A 22,448-nucleotide genomic window follows, 5' to 3' on the forward strand; every position below is an offset into this window, starting at 1 on the left:
TTAACTAATATTTGTATAAACTATTCTATATAATCCAATGTTTTTAATTATCAACTAGAAAGTGATAAATATTTAGAATTTTGATAATTTACTTCTTTCTTGAAGTTGCAAAATTGTTAATTATAAGAAGATAAGAGTTTAATTTATGCAATAAATCAGTAGATAATCTTGCAATTTTTACAATAATCCTTATATGTTTGATAATGTATAATGTATATTGATGGGAGTTAATATAATAAGACTTGATGATACTGATGAAAAAATACTTGAGATCTTACGCTATAATGCTAAAAAGAGTTTAAAAGAGTTGTCGGACGAACTGGGAATTCCTATAAGTACCGTGAGGTATAGGATAAAGAGACTGGAAGACGCTCAAATAATAAGAGGGTATGTAGCCATAATAGACAGAGTGAATCTAGGTTTAAATGTTTCATTAGTCATGGAAATAGAGACTGTGCCTTATTCCATAAAAAAGGTAGCTCAAGAACTAGGTGAAATACCAGAAGTGGTGAGAATATATGGTTTAGATAATGGGCCTAGATTACACGTACATATGATCTTTAAAGATGATGCAAGCGCACATCAATTTATAGCCAATAAATTGTACAATATTAAGGGAATTAAGACTGTTTCCATTTCAAGAATAATTGAGAGATATAAGATAGACCCGTCGGTATTGCTATGAGAAAATCGAAGTAACAAGAGAAAAAGATATCCCTTTCTTTTCTTCATTATTATTATTTGTCACTTATCTTTACATTTAACGACTTTATTGGCATTACTCCGGGGATTTCCCATTCGTCATACATCTCGTCAACCATCCTTTGTACGTGCTCGATGTCTTCCTCTGTAAAGTGTGAGAATCTTCCTTGCTTTTCTAAGTACTCTTTTACCGGTTTTCTCTTCATTCTACCCTCCACTATACTCTTTGTGGGCTCATTGTACACTATCTCCCCATCAATATACTCATATAATGGCCATAGCCCAGTTTCAGCTGCCAATACTCCCAGTTCATGAGAGAACCTTGGATCGTAATCCCATCCCTTTGGGCATGGATCTAAGGAATGAATGAACGTTGGCCCTCCTATTGCTAATGCCTTCCTGATCTTGTTTATTGAATCCAGTGGATAGGCAGGGGTCATAGTGGCGGCGTATCTAATGTTCCTATGTCCTGCTATTATCATTGGGACTACACTCTTCTTCCACCTCTTCTTCATTATCCTTCTTTGCTTACCTGGCCTACTGAATGAGGTCTGTGCTCCATAAGGTGTCATACTAGTCTCTTGAATATCAGTGTTAGCCGAAGATTCATTATCATAAAGTACTATGAGTAAGTTATAGTCATACGTCATTGCGTTTGAAACTCCAGACAAACCCATATCCGCACATCCTAGATCTCCACAGAAGGCTATCACGTTTATAGGTTCTTGCTTTATTTTTCCTTTCCTCATTAATGCTCTCAATGCTGCAGCGGTACCTAATGCAGCTGCACCAGATCCTCCCAATTGCGTGTGAACCCATGGTACTATCCATGACGTGCTATAATATGTAGTATTTGCCACATACATGCATCCAGTAGCTCCTATAACTATTGTCCTTTGTCCGGCAGCTTTAGCCAAAAACCTCATGACTAATGCCGACTCACATCCTTGACAAGTCCTATGGCCAGATGTATAGAACTCTTCCAGTGGTGTATCTTTTATTGTCTTAATAATTGACTTATACACCTTTTCCTCTATTTCCTTTTCAACCATGTGGGATCACCTTCAATTTTACCAGGGGTCTCCTCTGACCCCAACCCAATAGACGGGTTTCGTTATGGGAGTATCCCTATGCTCGTAACCTATCTTAGTTATCTTCTCCACGTCTTGGATAGTTATCTCCCTCCCTCCTAATCCTCCTATGAAGTTTATAACTCTGGGCCTCTGATCTAGATCATATAATGAAGATCTAATTTCATGATAGACGACCCCTCCTCTGTTTGGAGATCCCATTGAGTAATCCCTATCAACAACACACACCACCCTAGAATTTGCTAAATACTTAATGACATCTTGTGTTGGGAATGGCCTGAACCACCTTATCCTTAACATTCCCACCTTATAGCCTTGTCTTCTCATATTCTTTATCGCGACTTTCATCGGTTTAGAAACTGTTCCCATTCCAATTAACACTACTTCAGCGTCATCAATCATATACGGCTCTACAAATGGGTTTTCCGGCATTTGTAACTCATTGGTTGAACCTGGATATCTCCCGAACACCTTTTTAAATTCCTCATATGCCTCAACTATTACGCCCCTAGCCCTCTCCATAGCCTCTTCATGTTGTCTCCTTATCTCCATAACCCAATCTTCGTTAACTTGAGGAGCCACAGTAATTGGATTATCGGGGTGAACCAAATACTTGCCTCTATTATATGGCGGTAAGAAGTTCTTAACCAGTTCCTTAGGAGGTAGTCTCACTATTTGTTCTGAGTGCGTCAGAAATCCACCATCCATAGATATGCCTAAGGGTAGTAACACCCTTTGATCTTCAGCTACCCTATAAGCTATTAACGTAGTATCGAAAGCCTCTTGAGCAGTGTCAACCCATACCAATAACCAACCCACATCCCTTACCATTAACGCATCATTGTGTTCAACTCCATAAGCTCCAGGATCATCTAGAGCCCTATTCCCTATTATTGCGACTACTGGAGCACGATCTGTTGCCGTAACCACTATTGCCTCCATTCCGTAAAGCCATCCAACTCCACTACTTCCCACTAAAGTCCTCGCTCCAGCTAAAGAGGCATGCTTCACGGTTTCAAACTGTCCGTGTTCTCCTTCAGCAACTATGAACTCTGCATCCAATTCACCATCTGCTATTAATTTAGAGATCGTGTCCATAACTTCAGTATATGGTCTAATTGGATAAGCTGCAACTACGTCCACATCTGCATACATTGCAGCATGAGCAACTGCTTGTGTTCCGTTCATTAATACCTCTTTTTCTACTAATTTTTTGACCTCTGTCATCTCCCTAACCCCGGAACGTAAACCCTTTCTTTCCTAGCTTGCCTTACATTCTTTAACCATTCCTTGTACTTTGCCTTATTCTCCTTCCACATCTCATATGGTCTTCTGTAATCTGCGAACATCGATTCATCTACCATTACTATGCAATCCTTAACGGGACATACATCAGCGCATATGCCACATCCTACACAGTAATCATATGCTATATCGTAATATCCATCCGGCGTCTCATCAAAACATTCATCCGGACAGTATATCCAACATAACTTACATTTGATACAAGTGTCGAAATCTACTGTAGGTCTCTCAAATTTCGTAGTCCCTCTCTTAAAGAGTTCGTTTCTCTTTCCTCTAGGAACTGCTGGAATTACTGTACCTTCCAACATCTCCTGCCATGTTAGTAGTCTAGGCGGATTATATACGAAATCTATTCCCTCACCTTTCATCACACTTCTGTAATCTACTGACGAATATGCTTCCTTGACCGCAGATATTCTCTTGTTAGCATCTTGTTTTTTACTTACATATTTAATTAAATGATCTAAATCAATTATATCTGGTCTTAACTTTGCTAATCCTCCCCAGACTTTCTCCATTGTTAAGTCATCCTTAAATGCCCATAGTCCCGAAAATGATGGTTCAGTATTTATTACTCCTAGAGTCCAATTGAAGTCCTTTTTAGGTATCATTTTCAACAATTCGTTAATTCTCTTGGTAGAGGTTACTAACATTGTCCCGTTATTCTTTAGTTTAAGGTTGATTGGTTGTACCCCTTGCCATGCCCACGATTCTACACCCTTTAATAGGGTATCGTCTAATACAATAATGGCATCTACTAGATCTGGCTCTACTCTTGTTGAGTATCCTATTAGGTCTTCCTCGTTCACGCCATTTCCTATTCCAACATAGTATTTCGCCGGTACTCCGTTCCTTTCTGGAGAATCTCCATATCTTCCAAAAGATAGCGCTGGTCTCCCCATTTCCCTTGCAGTATACACGATTCCTTCTGCAATATACTTTGCCAATCTTTTCTGGAATATACCCCTATATACTATCTCTACATACTTCACTTCATCTTTTACTCCCATATGAGAATATTTCGTAATCTGTTATATATAGATTCATTTGTAACTATATTAATTTACGTATACAAGGTTTTGCAACATATTAGGTTGTTTCTAGAATCTTTTGCAAAATATGCAAGATATGGGGAAGAAAGTTTGACTTGACTATTAAGAAATTTTTTAGAAAATAAAAAACAATAAGAATTACAATAAAAATGTTTATCACACGAAATTATTTGGTTTTAGACTCTACACTATCTCTTTGACTCTCAGCACTTGCTATCTGGGCAGTAGGCATCTTTGGTGGTCTCAAGGTTAAGGCTAGGATTGCAGATACTATTGCCATTAAACCAGTTATGACCAATGTCTCCTTTATGCCATATGAGGTGAACAGTATTGACGCACCGTAACCGGCAAATATACCAGCTAATGCCTTTGCAGTATAGGTTAATCCGTAATTAGCTCCAGAGTGTTTAGGGCCATAATAATCACCTACTAATGGAGGGAATAAAGAGAATAGCGGACCCCATGTGAATGCTGTGAGGAAAATCAAGGTAAGGTATAGTGGTGCAATCTTTGGTATGAACGCTACTGAAAGCATGGAAATTCCACTAATTCCAAAAGACAGCGTCATAGTATATGGTCGTCCTAAGTAGTCAGATACCGTACCCATTACAAATCTTCCTAAACCATTGGCGAAGGGGAATAAGAACACCGCGATTACTGCAGCTATACTAAATCCCAGCGATCTACCGTAAGGTATTAGATGCCCAATTATGGATAGACCAGATCCGGCAATAAGGAAAAATGATATGTAAATTACCCACCATTGCCACGTTTTAACCATTTGTGATACGCTAAAATCATTTTTACTCCTCTTTATCATCTTACGTTTTCTCTCATATTCCTGAGGATTAAAGCCTTTAGGTAACCACTGGGGAGGGGGATAGGCAAAGAAGAACGCTAACAGAGTAATAACTATTAGTTGGGCAATTCCCATGTAGATGAATGCGGCACTGTAACTAATTGAAGTGATGATATATTGTATTAAGGGGGATAACGCAAATGATCCACCACCGAAACCTATTTCTATAATTCCAGTTGCTAGACCTCTTTTATCTGGGAACCATTTTACTGCAGTGCTTATTGCAGTGCCGTATATTATACCAACTCCTATACTCCCGAAACCATAGGTAAGATATAGTAGTGGTAGGGAATTAGCAAAGGCGGAGGTAATGTACCCAATGCCAGTGATTATCCCACCTAACATGGAAATTAGTCTAGGACCGTATCTATCTGCGATCCTACCTGCAACAAACATTGATAGAGCTTGGACAATAATATAGATTGTAAACGTGAGTCCTAGTGCGGCTGACCCTGGAGCTACATGAAATATTTTACCTAATGGTACCGTATATAATGTCCATGAGTATTCATACACACTAACAAGTGCCATTGAAATAGTTGCTGCTACTACTAACATCCACCTAAACCATCCTGTTTCGGGAGTGTTCTCAAACAGTCATCTTATTCGATAATGAATAGTAAAATTATATTTAGTTAGAATTTTTCTCAAACAATCTTCTCGATCTAGGGATAATGGAATTAGAACACACAATACGTTTCTTGAGAAAATTTATGTGCAAGGGTTACGAGATTTACGTGAGGGTTAGCGAGATGGATCTCGTAACCCTTGCACAATTAATACTTCTGATTCTAAGAAATTTAAACTTTAAGCCGAGAAAGCACAATCTAGAAGACATTGCCTACGCAATATCAGCATACTTACTGGGAGTACAAATTACAAAACTCGGGATACCACCATCAACACTCTACTACTACACCAAAAAATTGGGGGTAAAGAGAAGAAAAGAAGAAAGACCCACATGTCCATCATGTAACTCAAACAAGGTAATAAAAAACGGATCGTCCAGAGGAAAAACAAAATACAAGTGCAAAACGTGTAAAAGAACGTTTTACCAAACACCTAATCACAAGTTGGGAAGAGACCAAAAGGAGAGGATCTTGAAGGAGTACTTGAACGGGATGAGCATGAGGGGAATAGCTAAGGTTGAAGGAAAACCGTTAACCACAGTTTACAGTCTAATAAAGAGAAAAGGAGTAGAGGCATACGTTAATCTATTAGTATTACAAGAACAACTAAAGGGCTTTACTGCAAAGGTCACGATACTTGACGAGAGTTGGACTTACCTTAGGGTTAGGCACGGTCCCAAGAGGGAGGATATTTGGATTTGGAGTGCACTAGCTGATGGTGCTCCTTTCTTTACTACTGGTGATAGGGATTACGGGAGTTTTCGTTTTCTCTTGAATTCTCTCCCTAAGAGTGAGGTTATTTACACTGATGGTTACTCTGTTTATCAAGTTCTTGATAATCGTATTGCGAGTAAGAAGTACACTTACACCGTGGAGAGTTATAACTCTTACTGTAGGGCCCACCTTGCTAGGTTAGCTAGAGACACTAGGGGTGGTAATAGGAGTAAGAGGATGGTTGATTATAGTCTTGCCTTGTTGAACGTCATGTACCCTGTAATCTATTCAAGGGAGATTACTCCCTTGAATGAGGCTTACCGGAAGGGAGTAGAGAATATTAGAGAAAATCTGATATAATTTTACTAGTAGATATCGAATAAGATGACTGCATGAGAACACTCCCCCTGTTTCAAACCACTTATTGCTCATCATTCATTCTATACGTAAAAAATGGTTTTAACTTTTGTTTCTAAAATTAGCCTATATATATTAAAAATTTAACTAACTATCATCAAATTTCCTTGCATAAAATGCAAGTAAGCATGTTAAAAATATAATTCTTTAGCTTAGATAGTAGTACTATATTTGAAAATTAAATTTAAAAATTTATTATTATTAATGTACACAATTCAGTGGATCAATATCATAAGTAACCAAATTTTCATGCGTAAATGAAATCCTATGAATAATGTTTAAGTACTCCTTAAAAGTTAATGACAATTTTACCTTTTAATTCTTACTTAAAAATCTGTGAGGAGCAATTGAGTTAGACAACTCTAGATATGTAAAAACATTAGGAATTAAGTTAATAGGAAAAAAAGAAGTAGTTTATATAGATACTAATGCACAAATAGAGATGGGGCTAAGAACGCGTAGAGTACTCCTATAAGTATTAGATATATCAATATGCCTATAGCCCAAGGCAGATTTTTCCTAATTACTACTCCCTCTTTTCGCACGTATTTTGTTGTAGATACTCCTGCACTAGCAGTCTGAGGAGCTACTGGTTTAGCTAACTCAGCACCCACAGAGTTTAACGCTGGCGGTAATCCTACGGGTAAACCAGTTAAACGTGCAGTTGCGACTTGGAAAGCTCCAAAAAGGGCGTTAGTTGAAGTATTGCTTCCAGACAGTGCACATCCAATCCACCCAAATAAGGGTGAGACTATTATAAACGCTATTCCTAGATCACTAGTTTTCCAAGCTAATGAGTAAGCCATTCCACTGAAATTAAACACATATGCAAGTCCAACTACGAAAACACCAGTTAGTATCCCTCCCCAGTATTGATGAAAAGACCTCTTTATAGCTTGTCCCATAATCCTTGGTGTCGCCCTTAAAACTAGAGAAATGATTATCCATGATACTAAAATTGACGTACCTGCTACAAAGGGATTAAAGGCGAAACTCACTGCCACGTTTTTATGGAGAAGAGAAGAGTAAGCTGTTTGAGATAAGGTGACTAGTGAAAACTTAGTTAGCGGTGACCAAGGACCAGTCCATAGTGTTACTACTATTATCAATACTATGAAGGCTGATAATGCCTCAATAACGTCTCTTCTAGAGTATTTCTTACTATCCCCACCATTGGGTTGAACACTTCTTAAGCTCAATATTCTTTTAGGCCTCCAAACTCTTAGGAATAAAAGCAATATTACAAAAGATATTAAGGACCCCGTAATGTCAGGTAAATAAGGACCAACAAAACTCGCCACTGGGTATTGACCCAAGATGTAGGATAATGAGCCCAGTATGGCTATTGGCCACGCTTCCTTAATCCCCCTCCATCTATCAACTAGATATAATAATATCCAAGGTGGTAATAGAGCTAAAATAGCTACTACCTTTGCCACTGAAGATGATACGAACAGTAATGGTAATCCAGTAACTGATGCTAATATAATAATCGGTGTTCCTAATGCACCATAGGATACTGGTGCGTTATTAGCCAATGCAGAAACTTGAAGGGCTTTTAGGTCATCAAAACCTAGATATATTAGGAGTGGAGCTATAAATGCCCAAGGATATCCAAATCCTACTAATCCTTCAAATAACGCTCCTAAAGACCACGCCAGTACAATAGCTTGAACTCTAGCGTCATTGGTGGAGTTCCTTACTATCCAATCCCTAAATGCGTCAAATTTCCCAGTTAACACTAACGTATTATAGATTGTTAGCCCCCAGAAAACTATCCAAGATATTGCCCAAGTTCCTACTAATGCTCCTATGAGCCATGCATAGCTGATTTGCACTATGGGAGCTCCCCATACTAGCGTTGCGACTAAAATAGTTATTATCGAACCTATCAGCGTAGCTAACCACGCAGTTATTCTCAACCCAGCCAACAATACGAGTAGTACTATTATTGGCGTTAAGGATGCTAGAATAGTTAAACCTACATTACCAGTTGGGTTTAAGGGTTGTACATACATACTTCTCTAATTTGGAATATATCTCTAACTTTATAAGCTTACTTTTGATAAATGGTTGAAAATTCTCAAAAAATAATTACAAAATTTATTACACCTCGTCATCCCTTTATGGAAAGATTTAAAAAAGACTATAAAAGTTTACGAATAACGCTTAAATATTAACTTATTATACTTTAGGCTCTTAAGGACAAGGCTTTCGTAATAACAACATTGAAGGTAATTGTGAGTTTTAAACATATAAGTTGAGGGAGGAGGCTTTAAGAATGTATGCTAATGGCATGAGCATGAGGGCCATATCTAGAGTGCTTAATGTACCTTTGGGTACTGTATTTACTTGGATAAAGCGTTATGGCGGGCAGAAGTACAAGAAGCTTGTTGAATTGTGGAGTAGGGCTAAGGATTTGGTTAGGGGTAGTATTGTGAGTTAAGGTTGTTGACGAGATGTGGACGTACTTGTATAAGAATGCTAGGGCTTTCTTCAAGTCGGTCTTCACATGTTACGTGTACACGAAGATAGGAGCTTACCTAATTTACTCTGTGGATGATAGGGATGAGAATGCTTTTCGTGAGATTAAGGTTCACTTGCCCGACCACGGTAGATGGGTTAGTGACGATTACAACGTTTACTTCCGGTTAAAAAATCACACAGTAGCCTCATCGTTAACCCTAACGAGGCACTCCTCAATAAGGGATAGGCTTGTACGTTTCAAGAGGGCAACGAAGGCTGTAAATAGGAGCATAAACATGATGAAGTACTCCATAGCACTAGTCTTATGGGAGAGAAGGCTAATCCCAGAATTTGTAGCTTAATGACGACCCTATGAATAGCCTTTGTCCTCTATGGTTTCAAACTCAGGTCTATTATAGCAGTTGTTCTAATTTTCCTCGGCAATACAAAATTCCCGGTACTACCGATAAGGTTTTTAGTTTAGTGTTTAGTTAATTAAAAATATGAGGATAAACTCCTCAGATTAGTTGAGATATGTTTAGTTGATGCACTAGGTTTGATGAAAATCTTTAAGCTACGTTAAAGTAGAACAACTGCTATCTATTAGAAGCATAACTTATGCGGCCTTTAAAGTCTCAGAGAGTATAAAGTTTCTATCTTAAATTGATCAGCTTAATATCTATCTTAAAATGGGAATAACATAGTTTTTCAATAAACACTATTAGAGTTTTTAATTATTTTCACATTTACACCTATCCCAGCTCTTTAACGCTTGGTATTAAAGATGTTTATACTTAAACATTATTGCTGAAGGTATTATTACTAGGAGGGAAAGTAAGAACACTGAAGCTGGAGAAATATTTACCCAGATGATGAGAGCAATCAAAGGGGAGGATATTGCCAATAATGTAGATACGGAATCTATTAATGACATTGATAAATTAGCTGTCTTCATCTTAGAAAATAGGCTTACTTCTGGTACGTTATCCATAGCTATAAATAATGTCCCAACCCAGTTTACTATTATAAAGATCACGGGAGATTTTATAAAGTAAAGTAAAGCATACGTTATAGCGGCTAGAATTCTTGTCATTGCTAACGTTGTCACGTTACCTAATCTATCTGAAACGAACTTCGATGGAGGTGAGGCTAAACTTATGGCTATAGTCTCGGTACTAAGCATTATTCCCAACTCCAGTAGACTTCCCTTTATTATCTCTGTAAAATATAGTGGTATATACAAAAAACTTGTTCCAAAAATAAACCTGTTCACAGCTAACACCAAGGGTAAGATTAATTCACTTCTATCTTCTCTCATCAATTTAGAATACTCCTTAAATGGAATATGAGAAGTAATAGTTGTATGTTTTTCCTCAGTTAGTGATACAATAGACTTTATTACGAATAGGATTAGAATTACAATTATTATAAAGATAACTGCCACAACGAAATCAATTGTATAGCTCTCTTGGGCAATAAAACTTGCAAGTAAAGGTAATACTATAGAAAATAAAGGAGTTATTGTAAAATAGGTACTAAGTTCCTCTTTACTCATTCTCTTCCCAATTACAACTCTCATTAAGGGTACTCTTACATTAAAGCCTATATATGCTAAACTGACTGCAGCTAGAACTATAAGAAAATTATGTGAAAATATAAGGAAAAAGAATACCTATATCCGTTGCTATAAATGAGTATATTAATAAGTTAAAAGCATTGAAAAAATCAGCCAATATACCTAAGCTTAAAGTTAGAACACCTTGAACAATTGTTGAAACTAGGAAAATTAAAGAGATTTGGGATATTGTAAACCCTAAATGAATTCCCAGATATGGTTGTATAACAGTATCAAGCATTCTAAAAGCAATAGCTGTTGAGAAAGAAGATAACATATAGATTTTGGCTTCTCTACTTAGATGAAAAAATTTCTAACTTTAAACCAATTTTCTACACTTAATATTGTATACTTTATCTTATATTTAAGCTTTCCAATATATGAGTGTGGGCATAGTGTCGTCATTAGGATATAAATTTATTAATTACTGAAAATCTCTACAAACAGTAGGTGCAAAATAACGTTTTGTATGCCTTTTCTAATATAGATAATGTAAATAACTAAATGACGACATTATGGGATCCGTGAATCTTCCCCTAATCTCAAGAATTATACAATTAAACTACAATATGTTTGTTAACACTATAGATTTATTTTTGAAGATCGATTCTAAGTATACTGCAAAAGGCTATTTTTCAGCATTTTATAAGTTCAATAGATTGTTGGTATTTTTGCCTTGTCTTTAGCAAAGTCCACGAACTCATCTACGGCCATCCCTGCCATTTGTGAAGCTCCTCTATAATCTCCGGTTTCTATATAGTATTCCAATGCAATTCTTAGTTTTACTGGTTGTGATTTTATGAAGTCCCAGTCAGCATACTTTCTTCTAATCTCTCTAGCCTCTTTGAACCTCTCAATCCATTCCTTTAATGCTTCCTCATCTATCATACATTTAAATTAAATCATAGCCACTTAAATCTTTACTTGAAAACTTTTATCACTCAAGTTTGATTATTGAAAAGAAACGTCCAATGTTATATAACGACTTCCTTTAAGCTTATGAGAGTTTCGTACCACGAGAATATAGTCATCTGACTTTCACACAGCTACAAACGGCGATGGCGTTCAGTAATAAATCTTTCGATCAAATTCCGATCATAGTAGCAGCTAAGATTACCACGTGAGTTCTCTCCTGTGTAGTTGTGGCTTTTGACAAATTTTTATGCAAAATCGTGCAATCATTTCTATATTACCTTGTCAATATAAATTGTATCCTTCTTTATAGTTCAGTATAATATATAATTGTATAATATGAGATGTTGTAATTATAACAATTTCTCAATTTTTCTCACGCCGGATAACATCAAGTGTAGATCAATCAGTTGAGGAGTATAGGGTTGATATAGGCAAAGTGGAATTGTGTGAGAGTTGAAATCATAGGATATTGTAGATTTCGTAGAAGCTGAAGATGATGATGCATATTAGCTAACAAAAGTTATTCTCATAGGTATATGAGGAGTAACGCTAGATAAGGGTGATTAACTGCGGAAATAAAGCTATCCTCCATCCTACGGTTGCAACTCAGGTTTGTTAGATGCGAAGCATGTAATACTTCTTTTAAAACTTTTGTTTATAAGATTGCCTTACTAAAATATTTTATGGGAATTAAGTTACCCACATTGGAGGATTTAAGAGAGATTTCTAGGGGTCGGACTTTCATCGAAGTTTCATGAATTTATATTCAACCCCTCGCCCTCATACCCCTTGTCCGGCCCCCCGTACCTAGGTTAGGGAGCATACCTCCCAGCCACGATACGAGGGGCCTCATTGAACCCTTCCTCCCCCTCACATTGCTCCTCGGGTTCATCGTAGGGTTCTCTTCTACATGTAAAAAATGTATGGCAAAACTTAAAAACTTTTCTGCTAATAACAACATATGGAGCAGATAGTTTTCCACGGAGTAATATCCTCTGCAGGTAGCGACAAATACGGTGAGAAGAGGTACGCAATATACATACCAAAGAGCGTAAAGGAAAAGGCAGAAAAAATAGCTGGGAAGAAGGTGGTGGTAGTTGTTTTCTTACCAGACGACGAATAAGATAATTGGGTCGAAAGAAGCACTAGATAACTTCCAATTTGTGGCGATAAACGGGAAAGTCATATTCCATGATAAGGAGAGGATTACTAGGATTGCTAGGGCTTACTCACAAGTAGTCAAGAGTGCTATAAATCCACTACTCGAGGAGAAGAGTATTGAAGAACTTACAAAAGACCTCTACCCCATCATGCCAAACTATATCTACTTGGAGACTGCATTAAAACAAGCAAATACAATTGTTGAAGGATTGTTAGACAGGGAAGACGAGAAGGGAGAAATGGTTCATGCAAAGATAAAGGGATTCTGGTTCGCGAGTAGGGGGAACAAAAGCGATAGGGGAAATAGGAATGTGAAGTTCCACGTCATGGATGACCACGTCCTAATTAAGGTTAGGGATCCCTGGAGTAAGGAGTGGATTGTGGGCAGAGCTTATTTTGGAAAGGAGTACCTATCGTTGGTAAAAGAGTTGGAAGAGCTTTCAAACAAGAGGGAGGAGGGTTATGGTGTTATAATAACTTTCAAGCATTATCCCGTGATCCACATGCAAGTCCCTCTCTGGCTCTACTTGAAACATTTTTCATCTCCCAAACCGACCGGTTATGGTCTTTTTGCAGGTTTTGATTTGAATAGTGATAGGCTTAATGTAGTCGTAGTTGATAGGCAAGGTGAGATTATTACTTTCAAAACCTGGTGGTACACTGAAGTTGTTTCTCACGATTATCCTAAGGAGAGGGCTAAGGCTTTGAGGCTTAACGCTCTGTCTCAGTCACTAGAGTTCCTTGCAAAAATTGGTGTTGATTACGTAGTTTTTGAGGACTTATTCGTCATAAAGAGGAGGAAATTTACTAAGAGTAAGAAGGGTAATAGGAAGATTACAAAATTTGCTAAGAGACAATTGTTGATTCACGGTGTTATTAAGGCGTTAAGGTTAGGCTTTAACGTTATCCTAGTTAACCCTAAGGGTACTACTAACTCTGAGGAACACGAGAGGATAATGAAGGAGAGGGGTTTTGATAGGCATATGGCTTCAGCCTATTTAGTGGCGTTGAAGGGGCTCAAAACGTTAAATGATTGCAAATGACACAAATTTCACGGCTAACGGAAACTGTTGGCAACGGCAATTTAATTTAGATCTAGAGGATGAGGAGTTAAAATCCTTTTTGTCATTACTAAAACTGCAGTTGGAATCCTATGAGAGGTTAGACTCCTTACCAGATTATACTCCAAGAGTTAAATATCAGAGAACATTAGGTCGACCACCTATGAAAGAGGAGAATCCTTATGGTGCTTTAGTGTGGATAACTACGATAAAGGGTAAGGAAGAGGGTAAGTTAAAGGGAAAAAGGATTTGCATTAAGGACAATGTGATGATAGCGGGTATACCCATGCTTAACGGATCTAAAATGTTAGAAGGTTTTGTCCCCAATATGGACGCTACTGTAGTTTCAAGGATTCTGGATGAGGCTGGAGAAATCGTAGCTAAGACTACGTGTGAGGATCTATGCTTCTCAGGAGGTAGTCATACATCTTATCCTTGGCCAGTACTAAATCCGAGAAATCCAGAGTATATGGCTGGAGGATCATCAAGCGGTAGTGCTGTAGCAGTAGCTTCCGGCTATTGTGATATGGCTGTTGGAGGAGATCAAGGAGGCTCAATTAGAATCCCTAGTTCATGGGTTGGGATATACGGACTAAAACCGACTTACGGATTAGTTCCATATACTGGTGCTTTCTCTATCGAGCCCACATTGGATCACTTGGGACCTATGGCTAATACGGTAAAGGATATAGCATTACTTTTAGAGGTGATAGCGGGAAGAGATGGATTAGATCCAAGACAACCAGATAGTTTACCTCAACCCCCGGTTAAACCTTATTTAAACCTTATTGATGGCGAGGTAAAGGGTATGAAAGTAGGTATAGTTAAGGAAGGGTTTAATTGGCCGAACTCGGAAAAGGACGTTGATGATTTAGTATCAGATTCCGCTAAGAAGTTAGAGGATTACGGGATTAAGGTAGAAGAGGTCTCCATACCCCTACATAGGATGGGATTGGATATATGGACTCCCATTGGTATTGAGGGTGCTACAGCCACTATGATATTGGGAAGTGGACTAGGGTGGGGGAGAAAAGGACTCTTTGAGACCCAAATTGCCGATTTGTTTGGGAACTCCTTGAAATCTAGGGCCAGAGATCTTCCTAATACGGTAAAAGGCGTATTAATGCTAGGTTATTTCATGATAAGGGAATATAATAATAGGTATTACGCCAAGGCTAGAAATCTATCAATAATGTTAAAGGAAGCTTATGATGAAGCATTAAGGAAATATGATGCCCTCATAATGCCAACAACTCCTATGAAAGCCATGAGGTATAGGAGTGAACCAAGTTTTGATGAGTATTTCATGATGGCATTAGGAATGATAAGTAATACCGCTCCTTTTGACGTTACTGGACACCCTGCTATGAATGTACCTGTGGGGTATTCGAATGGTTTACCGGTTGGTTTAATGATAGTAGGAAGCTACTTTGAAGAGGACAAGATACTTAGAATAGCTAATGTGTTTGAAAGAATGAAAAAATAATTTTTTAAAAAAGATCAATTCGCGTTATGTCGTTTTAACTTCTTTATAAGTGAACCACCAATCAAAGGGCTGACCTAATCTCATTTTGGCATCTTTTATAGTTCTGGGTGCTGGATTAATGACCTTGTCTCCTATTAGTTCATTATTTGGCCAGTTCGCTGGTGTTACAACTCCGGCTTTATCAACTAATTGTAATGCTCTAATAGCTCTTAGAATTTCATCAATATTCCTTCCTATCTCCATTGGATAGTACAGTATTAATCTCACAATTCCCTTATCGTCAACTATGAATACTGCCCTAACTGTGGCTGTAGAGGATTCTGCGTGAATCATTCCTAACCTCTTAGCTACATTACCCATTGGATCCGCAATTATTGGAAATGGAACTTCAACCTTTAGGTTCTTCTCTATCCACATTACCCATTCAATATGGGAGATGTTACTGTCAACTGAAAGTCCTATTAGCTCTGTGTTCAGTTTCTTGAATTCCTCGTATTTCTTAGCAAATGAATAGAACTCTGTAGTGCATACTGGCGTAAAGTCACCAGGATGGCTGAATAATACGAACCATTTCCCCTTGAAGTCCTCTGGTAACTTTATCTTACCATGTGTAGTTACTACTTCCATTTCTGGGAATTTCTCTCCTATTAATGGAATTCTTCCTTCACTCATTTTCTCATCTATATATAACTTAGAATAGCTCCTATTTAAAATTAACTCATTCTCATTAAAATGTAACTTTTAAATTAAAGTCGTTCTAAATTTCCTATACTAGCTGTAGAGATGGATGTGGTATGGAGAAGGTAGTACTATTATGGTAAAATTAAGGTATCGAGTGTAAGATCTATTTTGAGATGCTTTCGTCATGGATATACTAATATCCAACAACTCATGTGAAATGGACAAATCATACATTAACTTTATATGTTATAAAAGAGGAAAATTGTATATATGAAAGTTGCAATACCAGTTACAAATGGGTATGTTTCTGGACCAGGTGAAGGATTAGTTGTTCAAATTTATGAAATAAATGGGAACGAATACAAAATAATAGAAGAATATGAGAATCCCGCATTAAATGCTACTGCAGCCAGAGGTGTGCATATGTTAAAATCCGCCGTTGATAAAGGTGTTAACGCAGTTGTTGTAGCGGAAATGGGTCCTCCAGGGTTTAGGTTTTTGCAGAGGTATAATGTGAAGGCATATCTTGGAATGGGTCTTGATGCTAAGACTGCCTTGGAGAAGCTAATTAAAAACGAATTACCTGAAATTAAGCAACCAACACATGGGGAACGTCACGGGGAACATCACCACTAGAGTTGTCTACTCTCTTCTATGTTGGTGAAGTATATCCTTCTTATCATAATGATATCTATTATAGTTATTATGAGAGTCCATAATACAGAAGATAAAATGAGAGCGTCAACAGATACTCTTTCTTGTGCATTCTGAAAGTTTATTGGTGGTATATTCCCAGTATATCCATAATATAATAGAAGCATCATCGACAAGTACGGAGATGTGTAGTCCAAAATGTTTGGATATTCTGAAAATGTGAATAGAGAATAGAAGATAAAGCCTAATATTAGAGGTATGAAGCTAATTAAATTTTGCATTCTCATTCCCTTAAATTTAATTGTTATTATTGCCAAAAACGTTGAGAATGATATAAAGAATAAGCTTCCCAAGATCAATATTGGAATTAAAGTGGGAATTTCTGAAGGATATGTAATTATCCCTGTCCCGTTGTTTGAAAACATAAATGGGATTACAGCGGTCATTAGAAGTTCTATTATTAATCCAACTACTAAAAATCCCAGATAAATAGAAAGTACATACGTACTCGCCTTTAATTTGCTGTATCTTAGTAAATATGGTAGAGTTCCAGTTTGATAAAAAAGTATAAACGCTATTGATACAGCTAGTGCACTTAGCGATAGTATTACCAAATCGGAATACCACACTGCAACGTAGTTTTGATATATTATTTTTTCGTTAGTAAATGGTATCTCTTTTAAAAATCCAGGTGCCATAATGTAAGCTCCTATTATTCCCCAGAATACTATATAAAGTATTCCCCAGCCTATTAGATTAGGATTTAGAAGGGTTCGTTTTACGATGTAGGTAAAGAGTCTTTTCATGGTTAATAATGAGTAAAAAGATACTATAAGTTTCAATGATAGTTCAATTTTTGAACTATCTTAATGATTTTTATGTCTAGAAGTAAAGATAGAGTTATGCTAGAGTATAAAGATTTCACGATAATGTTTGAAAGCGTGCTATTTCAAGGAGTTAATCTCAGAATCAACAGTAAGAGCATTATGCTAGGACCAAATGGTTCAGGGAAAACAACTATCATAAAGGCTACATGTGGACTAACACCTTACGAAGGTCACATATACGTTGATGGTATTGAAGTTAGAAAAGTAAGGAACTATTTAAATCTTTCAACCAATCTTGAGGAAGTTTATAGTATTGGTAGAAAGGTTAAAGATATCGTATATCTATTTGAAGAGATTAAGGATTTAGACGCTGATATGTAATATACTACTAAAAGAAGCCAGAGTTTTCGAGCAAGTCATAAATAAGCCTTTGTATAAGCTCTCAGCTGGCCAGTCATCAATTGTTAGACTAGCTTTGACATTGTCTACAAATCCGAAGATTGCATTAGTTGACGAACCATTTGAAAATTTAGATCCCGCGAGAAGGGTGCTTATAGTCAAATGGCTAAAGGAGTATTTCAATGAGGGCATTGTAACAACGCATGAATTGGATCTATTAAGGGAATTTAAGGACTGGGACTCCTTCATCTTGATAAATGGTAAGATTTATGGTCCAGTATCAGTTGCTGATCTCATTGAAGCTAACGTAGTTGAGGGTAAAATAGAGAACGCCACACTTACCATAGAGCTTCAAGAAGGAAAGATGTTATCGTTTATTAAAAATGCTCAAATTGGGGCTAAATTAACCCATCTAGGTAGTATAGATCGAATTTATGGTGTAATGTGAATGAGCTATAAGGACTTAGTTAAAGAGGCTGAAGATTTTGCTAGAGTGTTAATCAAGAAGAAGTCTAGAAAGGTATTGGGTATATATTATGCGATTTGGGGATTTTATGAACTGATTCTAAGTCTTTCATATGTAATTATAGGTTCTTTAAACGTTAATATTCCACTTCTATATGGACTTGTTCCCCTTATTTTAGTAATACCCTTTGCCTATTTCACGGCAACGATCTTTAAAGGTATTAGGGTTGATTACATAAAACTTATCGGTAGAGAAGGCTATGGAAGGACGAGATTCAACTATACAATAATGGTTCTACTCGTATTAATGTTATTTATATCATTTATTTTGGTCTTATACTTGAGTATAAATACTGTATATTTTATACTACCATTTTATATATACGTAATCTTTATTGCGTATTCACTATATCGTTTCCTATATTCTAAATATAGACTTGTAGAGCCCAGATACTATGACCTTATAGCAATTGTCACACTTCTATTAGCCCCGTTAGGGATTTTATCACAACTACTTTACTCACTTTACATAGCTTTTGAAATAGCGTGGTTCTATGCGTCCATCAGTTCTTTGTTAGAGGTGTCTGCTGTTGAATGATGAAGAAGAGAGGATTAAAGAGCTAATCCAATTCTTAAATAACAGAGCCTTGAATAATTCGGTTAGATTAGCTATTTTGATAGCCTTGTACACTTTCGGTCAGATGACGTTCTCTGAGATACTGGAGTACTCTCGAATACCTAAAAGTTCCTTACTGATGCATTTGCAAATCTTGGAAGAGGAGGGGTTAGTAATAACTAAAAAGGGTTTCACTGTGAATGGTGTAAGGACATTCGTGAGAATAACAGATAAAGGAAGGGAGACAGTAAAGGAGTACATTAGGCTAATAGGTAACATGTCTTAAAACCTTGTAACTTCTGTTATATATTATTCTACTTATGTCTTACACATTACATTTTAAGTTTAAAATTAACAGTTGGACTATTTAATAAAGTAAAGCTTAAAAAAGGATTTTTACATTATTATATAATGGCGGGAAAGTTTTATGTGATAGTAGGGATTTTAGCTCTACTCTTCATAATACTATACTCTCTATTACCATTCTATTCCAAAAATGATCCGACGCTCCTAGGACTACCCCTATTTTATTGGTATCAAATTATCCTAATGCCAATAGGGGCTCTTGTGTTCTACGCGGTTGTTACAATCGTAAGGGATTGAGAGTATGGATGGGTTACACGTCTCGATAATTTCACTAGTGCTGTTTGTAATTTTATTTGTAGTTTTTGTATATTTGGGCTTTTATGGAAGTAGATGGAGAAGAGGAGATCTATCAAAGCTTCATGAATGGGCACTAGCAGGAAGAAGATTAGGACCATACTTGATGTGGTTCCTACTAACTGCCGATTTATATACTGCATACACATTTATTGCAGTACCCTCTCTAGTTTTAGCTAGTGGTCCAGTTGGATTTTTCGCAGCCTTTTACTCTGCAGTCACACCGTTCATAGCCCTACTCTTCATGCCTAGATTATGGACGATTGCAAAAAACAAGGGGTACGTTACAGCAGCTGACTTCATTAAGGATAGATTTAACAACAAGATTCTAGCTGGTCTTGTCGCAATTACTGGTGTGGTTGCTGAATTGCCCTATATAGCGTTACAAATTGTGGGTATGCAAGTAGCATTACTTATCCTGTTACTAGGTTTAGGAGTTAGTAACGTTTCATTAGCAAGTGATTTAAGCCTTTTAGTAGCCTTCATAATTTTGGCAGCATTCGTATTTACGAGTGGTCTTAGGGGTGCGGCGTTAACTGCAGTATATAAGGATATCATAATTTTGGGTACAGTAATAAGCATTGCAATCTATGTCCCATTAGCTTTTGGAGGATTTTCAGGTGCATTCCATAACGCTCTAACATTAAGCTCACAAATTAATTTAGCATTAAATAATGTTAATAAACCAATTTTCTATAATTATTTACCTAACACCCTTGCTGCACAAACTGCTTATATTTCCTTAGCCATTGGAAGCGCATTCGCCCTCTATCTATATCCTCATGCTGTAAATGCAAGTGTAAGTTCAGATTCTAAGAAATCACTTAAATTATCCCTAGCATTACAGCCCTTCTACTCGATCATATTAGCCATTATAGCCCTATTTGGTATCCTGGTTTACGCTAACCCCAATGTGGTTAGTTTTATCGCTAAAACACATTCTGGTGCAGTAGCTGTTCCCGCTCTAATAGGGTATTCGATGCCAGATTGGTTTGTTGGAATAGCGTTATTGGGAATTTTCATAGGAGGTCTGGTTCCTGCAGCTATAATGGCAATTGGAGCAGCTAATCTCCTTACTAGGAACATTATAAAGGAGTTTAAACCTAATATGTCTCCTAGCACAGAATCAGCCCTAGCTAAATGGATTTCCACTGCGTTTAAATTTTTAGCCTTAGCCCTAGTATTCGCTACACCATCAACTTATGCCATACAGTTACAATTATTAGGTGGGATAATTATTTTACAAACTTTACCTTCAGTGTTCCTAGGACTTTATACTAATAAGCTCAATGGTTATGCGTTAGTTGGAGGTTGGGCGGGAGGAATGTTTAGTGGTATATATCTAACATTATTGGCTAATCACTTCGGCCCACTGAAAACCTCATCTTTCTTAACACCTTTAGGGCCAATGTATATAGGAGTAATATCAACTCTTATTAACTTAGCCATAGGAGTAATTGGGACCGCAATAGCCTACGGAGTAGGCTGGAGACCAGTAAGCAATATAAGGGCAGAAGAAATAGGTTAAATTCTTTTTTATTATTTATTAAAATATCAAATTCTTTTTTTTAAAAACCATTAACTCTTCCTTATTAACCTCTCAGCATTATGCTTCAATATTTTATCCTTAATATCTTGGCTTAAATTTACACTCTTGAACTCCTCTATCCAACGTTCTGGCCTTATCAGAGGAAAATCTGAGCCAAACAATAATTTATCGCTAAGTCTTTTCGCATTATTCCAAATCGCTTGTGGAATATATTTAGGAGCCCAACCTGAAAGATCTAAATAAACGTTGGGCTTATGTAATGCGATTGCTATTGCTTCTTCAGTCCATGGCCAACCGAAATGAGCTAATACGATTTTCATGTTATTATACCTCACTGCTATTTCATCAAAGTAAATTGGTCTGCCGTAGTCTAACCTAATACTTGATTTTACACCAGCCCCAATACCAGATGTACCGGTGTGAAATACAACTACTAGTTCATGGCTATCAATTATCTCGTAAAGTTTTAATACCCTTTCGTCTAGAGGATTGAAACCTTGCAACTGTGGATGTAATTTAACACCTATTGGCTCAAACTCCCTTATTGCCTTTTTTAGTTCCTCGATAGCGTTTGGTTTTAATGGATCAACTGAAATAAATTTCACAATCCTATCATCTAGGTTAATCACTTGATTTGGAATTCTTCTGCCCAAAAACGTCGTGGAATCTATCGGTAATACAACAAACCTCTTTATCCCGAAAGACTCGTAATAATCTAAAATCTCCTTTAATCCCTTAACTTCAACCTTCGCATTAAAGTATTTAATAGCGGGTTCAGCATACTCTCCTAAAAAATCTAAAAACTCTTTAACGGGAGCATGAAAATGAAAATCTATCATTATTAAATCTATGCGATTAAGTGTTAAATATTTTACGGGAAACTGACAATATTAAGGAGTAATAGGGGTGTTATACTTGCTCAAGTTATAAAGGGCAAGGTAAAATTGGATGAGTGTGGACTTAGTGTCGTCATTGAGCTATTTATATTTCTATGTTATTGGAATGAATAAGGCATGCAAAACGTTATTTTGCACCTACAATTTGTAGAGATTTCCCTTGTTTAATAAATTATATACTAATGACGACACTATCACCATACTCGCTAATGCTAAACTTACTTTTAA

The 22,448-nt window shown here is 36.9% G+C and carries 22 protein-coding genes and 1 pseudogene; 13 read left to right on the forward strand and 10 right to left on the reverse strand.

The features are described 5' to 3' along the window. The first annotated feature begins 220 nt into the window (after positions 1-220). Positions 221-685: an Lrp/AsnC family transcriptional regulator gene (locus tag J5U23_RS09420; protein WP_012710499.1), complete on the forward strand. Its 465-nt coding sequence runs from the start codon at positions 221-223 to the stop codon at positions 683-685. 52 nt (positions 686-737) lie between these two features. On the opposite strand, the gene J5U23_RS09425 is transcribed toward J5U23_RS09420, so the two are convergent. The 4 genes from J5U23_RS09425 to J5U23_RS09440 all read right to left on the reverse strand — a co-directional run bounded on the left by J5U23_RS09425 (position 738) and on the right by J5U23_RS09440 (position 5,567). Continuing rightward, positions 738-1,754: a thiamine pyrophosphate-dependent enzyme gene (locus tag J5U23_RS09425; RefSeq protein ID WP_218257952.1), complete on the reverse strand. Its 1,017-nt coding sequence runs from the start codon at positions 1,752-1,754 to the stop codon at positions 738-740. Positions 1,755-1,772: 18 nt separating this feature from the next. Further along, positions 1,773-3,020, reverse strand: coding sequence for a pyruvate ferredoxin oxidoreductase (locus tag J5U23_RS09430; protein ID WP_218266010.1), 1,248 nt, complete (start codon positions 3,018-3,020; stop codon positions 1,773-1,775). Continuing rightward, positions 3,017-4,108 carry a 4Fe-4S dicluster-binding protein gene (locus J5U23_RS09435; protein ID WP_218266011.1) on the reverse strand — a complete coding sequence of 364 codons (1,092 nt, stop codon included), beginning with the start codon at positions 4,106-4,108 and terminating at the stop codon, positions 3,017-3,019. Before J5U23_RS09435 ends, J5U23_RS09430 begins: the two co-directional genes overlap by 4 nt. A 208-nt stretch (positions 4,109-4,316) precedes the next feature. Then, positions 4,317-5,567 carry an L-lactate MFS transporter gene (locus J5U23_RS09440; protein ID WP_218266012.1) on the reverse strand — a complete coding sequence of 417 codons (1,251 nt, stop codon included), beginning with the start codon at positions 5,565-5,567 and terminating at the stop codon, positions 4,317-4,319. A 194-nt stretch (positions 5,568-5,761) separates the two neighbouring features. Between J5U23_RS09440 and J5U23_RS09445 the strand changes: the two genes are divergently transcribed. Then, positions 5,762-6,712 (forward strand): IS1 family transposase, encoded by a 951-nt coding sequence (locus J5U23_RS09445; protein WP_218266013.1) that lies wholly within the window; start codon positions 5,762-5,764, stop codon positions 6,710-6,712. A 482-nt stretch (positions 6,713-7,194) separates the two neighbouring features. Here the strand turns inward: J5U23_RS09445 and J5U23_RS09450 are convergent, their stop codons facing one another. Further along, entirely contained in the window at positions 7,195-8,787 is a 1,593-nt protein-coding gene (locus J5U23_RS09450) for an L-lactate permease (RefSeq protein ID WP_218266014.1), read from the reverse strand. Positions 8,788-9,026: 239 nt separating this feature from the next. On the opposite strand from J5U23_RS09450, the pseudogene J5U23_RS09455 reads away from it, so the two are divergent. Next, positions 9,027-9,597, forward strand: a pseudogene (locus tag J5U23_RS09455) (helix-turn-helix domain-containing protein); the annotation flags it as partial. 416 nt (positions 9,598-10,013) lie between these two features. Here J5U23_RS09455 and J5U23_RS09460 read toward each other — a convergent pair. Together J5U23_RS09460 and J5U23_RS09465 are read right to left on the reverse strand one after the other, a co-directional pair. Continuing rightward, positions 10,014-10,892, reverse strand: coding sequence for an MFS transporter (locus J5U23_RS09460; protein ID WP_218267533.1), 879 nt, complete (start codon positions 10,890-10,892; stop codon positions 10,014-10,016). Between the two features lie 609 nt (positions 10,893-11,501). Beyond that, on the reverse strand, positions 11,502-11,738 hold the full coding sequence (locus J5U23_RS09465) for a hypothetical protein (protein WP_009991906.1): 237 nt from the start codon (positions 11,736-11,738) through the stop codon (positions 11,502-11,504). A gap of 988 nt (positions 11,739-12,726) precedes the next feature. Here J5U23_RS09465 and J5U23_RS09470 point away from each other — a divergent pair. The 3 genes from J5U23_RS09470 to J5U23_RS09480 are packed head-to-tail and all read left to right on the forward strand — an operon-like array spanning position 12,727 to position 15,473. After that, entirely contained in the window at positions 12,727-12,888 is a 162-nt protein-coding gene (locus J5U23_RS09470) for a hypothetical protein (protein ID WP_218266015.1), read from the forward strand. Then, positions 12,863-13,969: a hypothetical protein gene (locus J5U23_RS09475; RefSeq protein ID WP_218266016.1), complete on the forward strand. Its 1,107-nt coding sequence runs from the start codon at positions 12,863-12,865 to the stop codon at positions 13,967-13,969. The genes J5U23_RS09470 and J5U23_RS09475 overlap by 26 nt, the downstream gene beginning before the upstream one ends. Then, complete coding sequence (locus J5U23_RS09480; RefSeq protein WP_218266017.1) at positions 13,956-15,473, forward strand: amidase; 1,518 nt, start codon at positions 13,956-13,958, stop codon at positions 15,471-15,473. Before J5U23_RS09475 ends, J5U23_RS09480 begins: the two co-directional genes overlap by 14 nt. A gap of 24 nt (positions 15,474-15,497) precedes the next feature. Here J5U23_RS09480 and J5U23_RS09485 read toward each other — a convergent pair whose 3' ends face one another. Beyond that, entirely contained in the window at positions 15,498-16,145 is a 648-nt protein-coding gene (locus tag J5U23_RS09485) for a peroxiredoxin (RefSeq protein ID WP_218266018.1), read from the reverse strand. Positions 16,146-16,424: 279 nt separating this feature from the next. Between J5U23_RS09485 and J5U23_RS09490 the strand changes: the two genes are divergently transcribed. Next, complete coding sequence (locus J5U23_RS09490) at positions 16,425-16,790, forward strand: NifB/NifX family molybdenum-iron cluster-binding protein (RefSeq protein WP_218260599.1); 366 nt, start codon at positions 16,425-16,427, stop codon at positions 16,788-16,790. On the opposite strand, the gene J5U23_RS15855 is transcribed toward J5U23_RS09490, so the two are convergent. Continuing rightward, a complete protein-coding gene (locus tag J5U23_RS15855) occupies positions 16,787-17,614 on the reverse strand; it encodes a hypothetical protein (RefSeq protein ID WP_244988771.1) in 828 nt (275 codons plus the stop codon). The two genes, J5U23_RS09490 and J5U23_RS15855, sit on opposite strands and share 4 nt — an antisense overlap. Before the next feature lie 96 nt (positions 17,615-17,710). Here J5U23_RS15855 and J5U23_RS15860 point away from each other — a divergent pair, with 96 nt between their 5' ends. From J5U23_RS15860 to J5U23_RS09520, 6 genes are all read left to right on the forward strand, one after another. After that, on the forward strand, positions 17,711-18,016 hold the full coding sequence (locus tag J5U23_RS15860; RefSeq protein ID WP_244988772.1) for an ATP-binding cassette domain-containing protein: 306 nt from the start codon (positions 17,711-17,713) through the stop codon (positions 18,014-18,016). A gap of 49 nt (positions 18,017-18,065) precedes the next feature. Further along, complete coding sequence (locus J5U23_RS15865) at positions 18,066-18,482, forward strand: ATP-binding cassette domain-containing protein (RefSeq protein ID WP_244988773.1); 417 nt, start codon at positions 18,066-18,068, stop codon at positions 18,480-18,482. Beyond that, positions 18,483-19,097, forward strand: coding sequence for a hypothetical protein (locus J5U23_RS09505; protein ID WP_218266019.1), 615 nt, complete (start codon positions 18,483-18,485; stop codon positions 19,095-19,097). Next, positions 19,090-19,401, forward strand: a complete 312-nt coding sequence (locus J5U23_RS09510) for a winged helix-turn-helix domain-containing protein (RefSeq protein WP_218266020.1) — start codon at positions 19,090-19,092, stop codon at positions 19,399-19,401. The genes J5U23_RS09505 and J5U23_RS09510 overlap by 8 nt, the downstream gene beginning before the upstream one ends. A 125-nt stretch (positions 19,402-19,526) precedes the next feature. After that, complete coding sequence (locus J5U23_RS09515) at positions 19,527-19,718, forward strand: DUF3311 domain-containing protein (protein WP_218266021.1); 192 nt, start codon at positions 19,527-19,529, stop codon at positions 19,716-19,718. A 4-nt stretch (positions 19,719-19,722) separates the two neighbouring features. Continuing rightward, entirely contained in the window at positions 19,723-21,303 is a 1,581-nt protein-coding gene (locus tag J5U23_RS09520; RefSeq protein WP_218266022.1) for a sodium:solute symporter family protein, read from the forward strand. A gap of 50 nt (positions 21,304-21,353) precedes the next feature. On the opposite strand, the gene J5U23_RS09525 is transcribed toward J5U23_RS09520, so the two are convergent. Beyond that, positions 21,354-22,163, reverse strand: coding sequence for an amidohydrolase family protein (locus tag J5U23_RS09525; protein WP_218266023.1), 810 nt, complete (start codon positions 22,161-22,163; stop codon positions 21,354-21,356). Positions 22,164-22,448: the final 285 nt, after the last annotated feature.

The sequence above is a fragment of the Saccharolobus shibatae B12 genome (assembly GCF_019175345.1).
Classification (GTDB): Archaea; Thermoproteota; Thermoprotei_A; order Sulfolobales; family Sulfolobaceae; genus Saccharolobus; species Saccharolobus shibatae.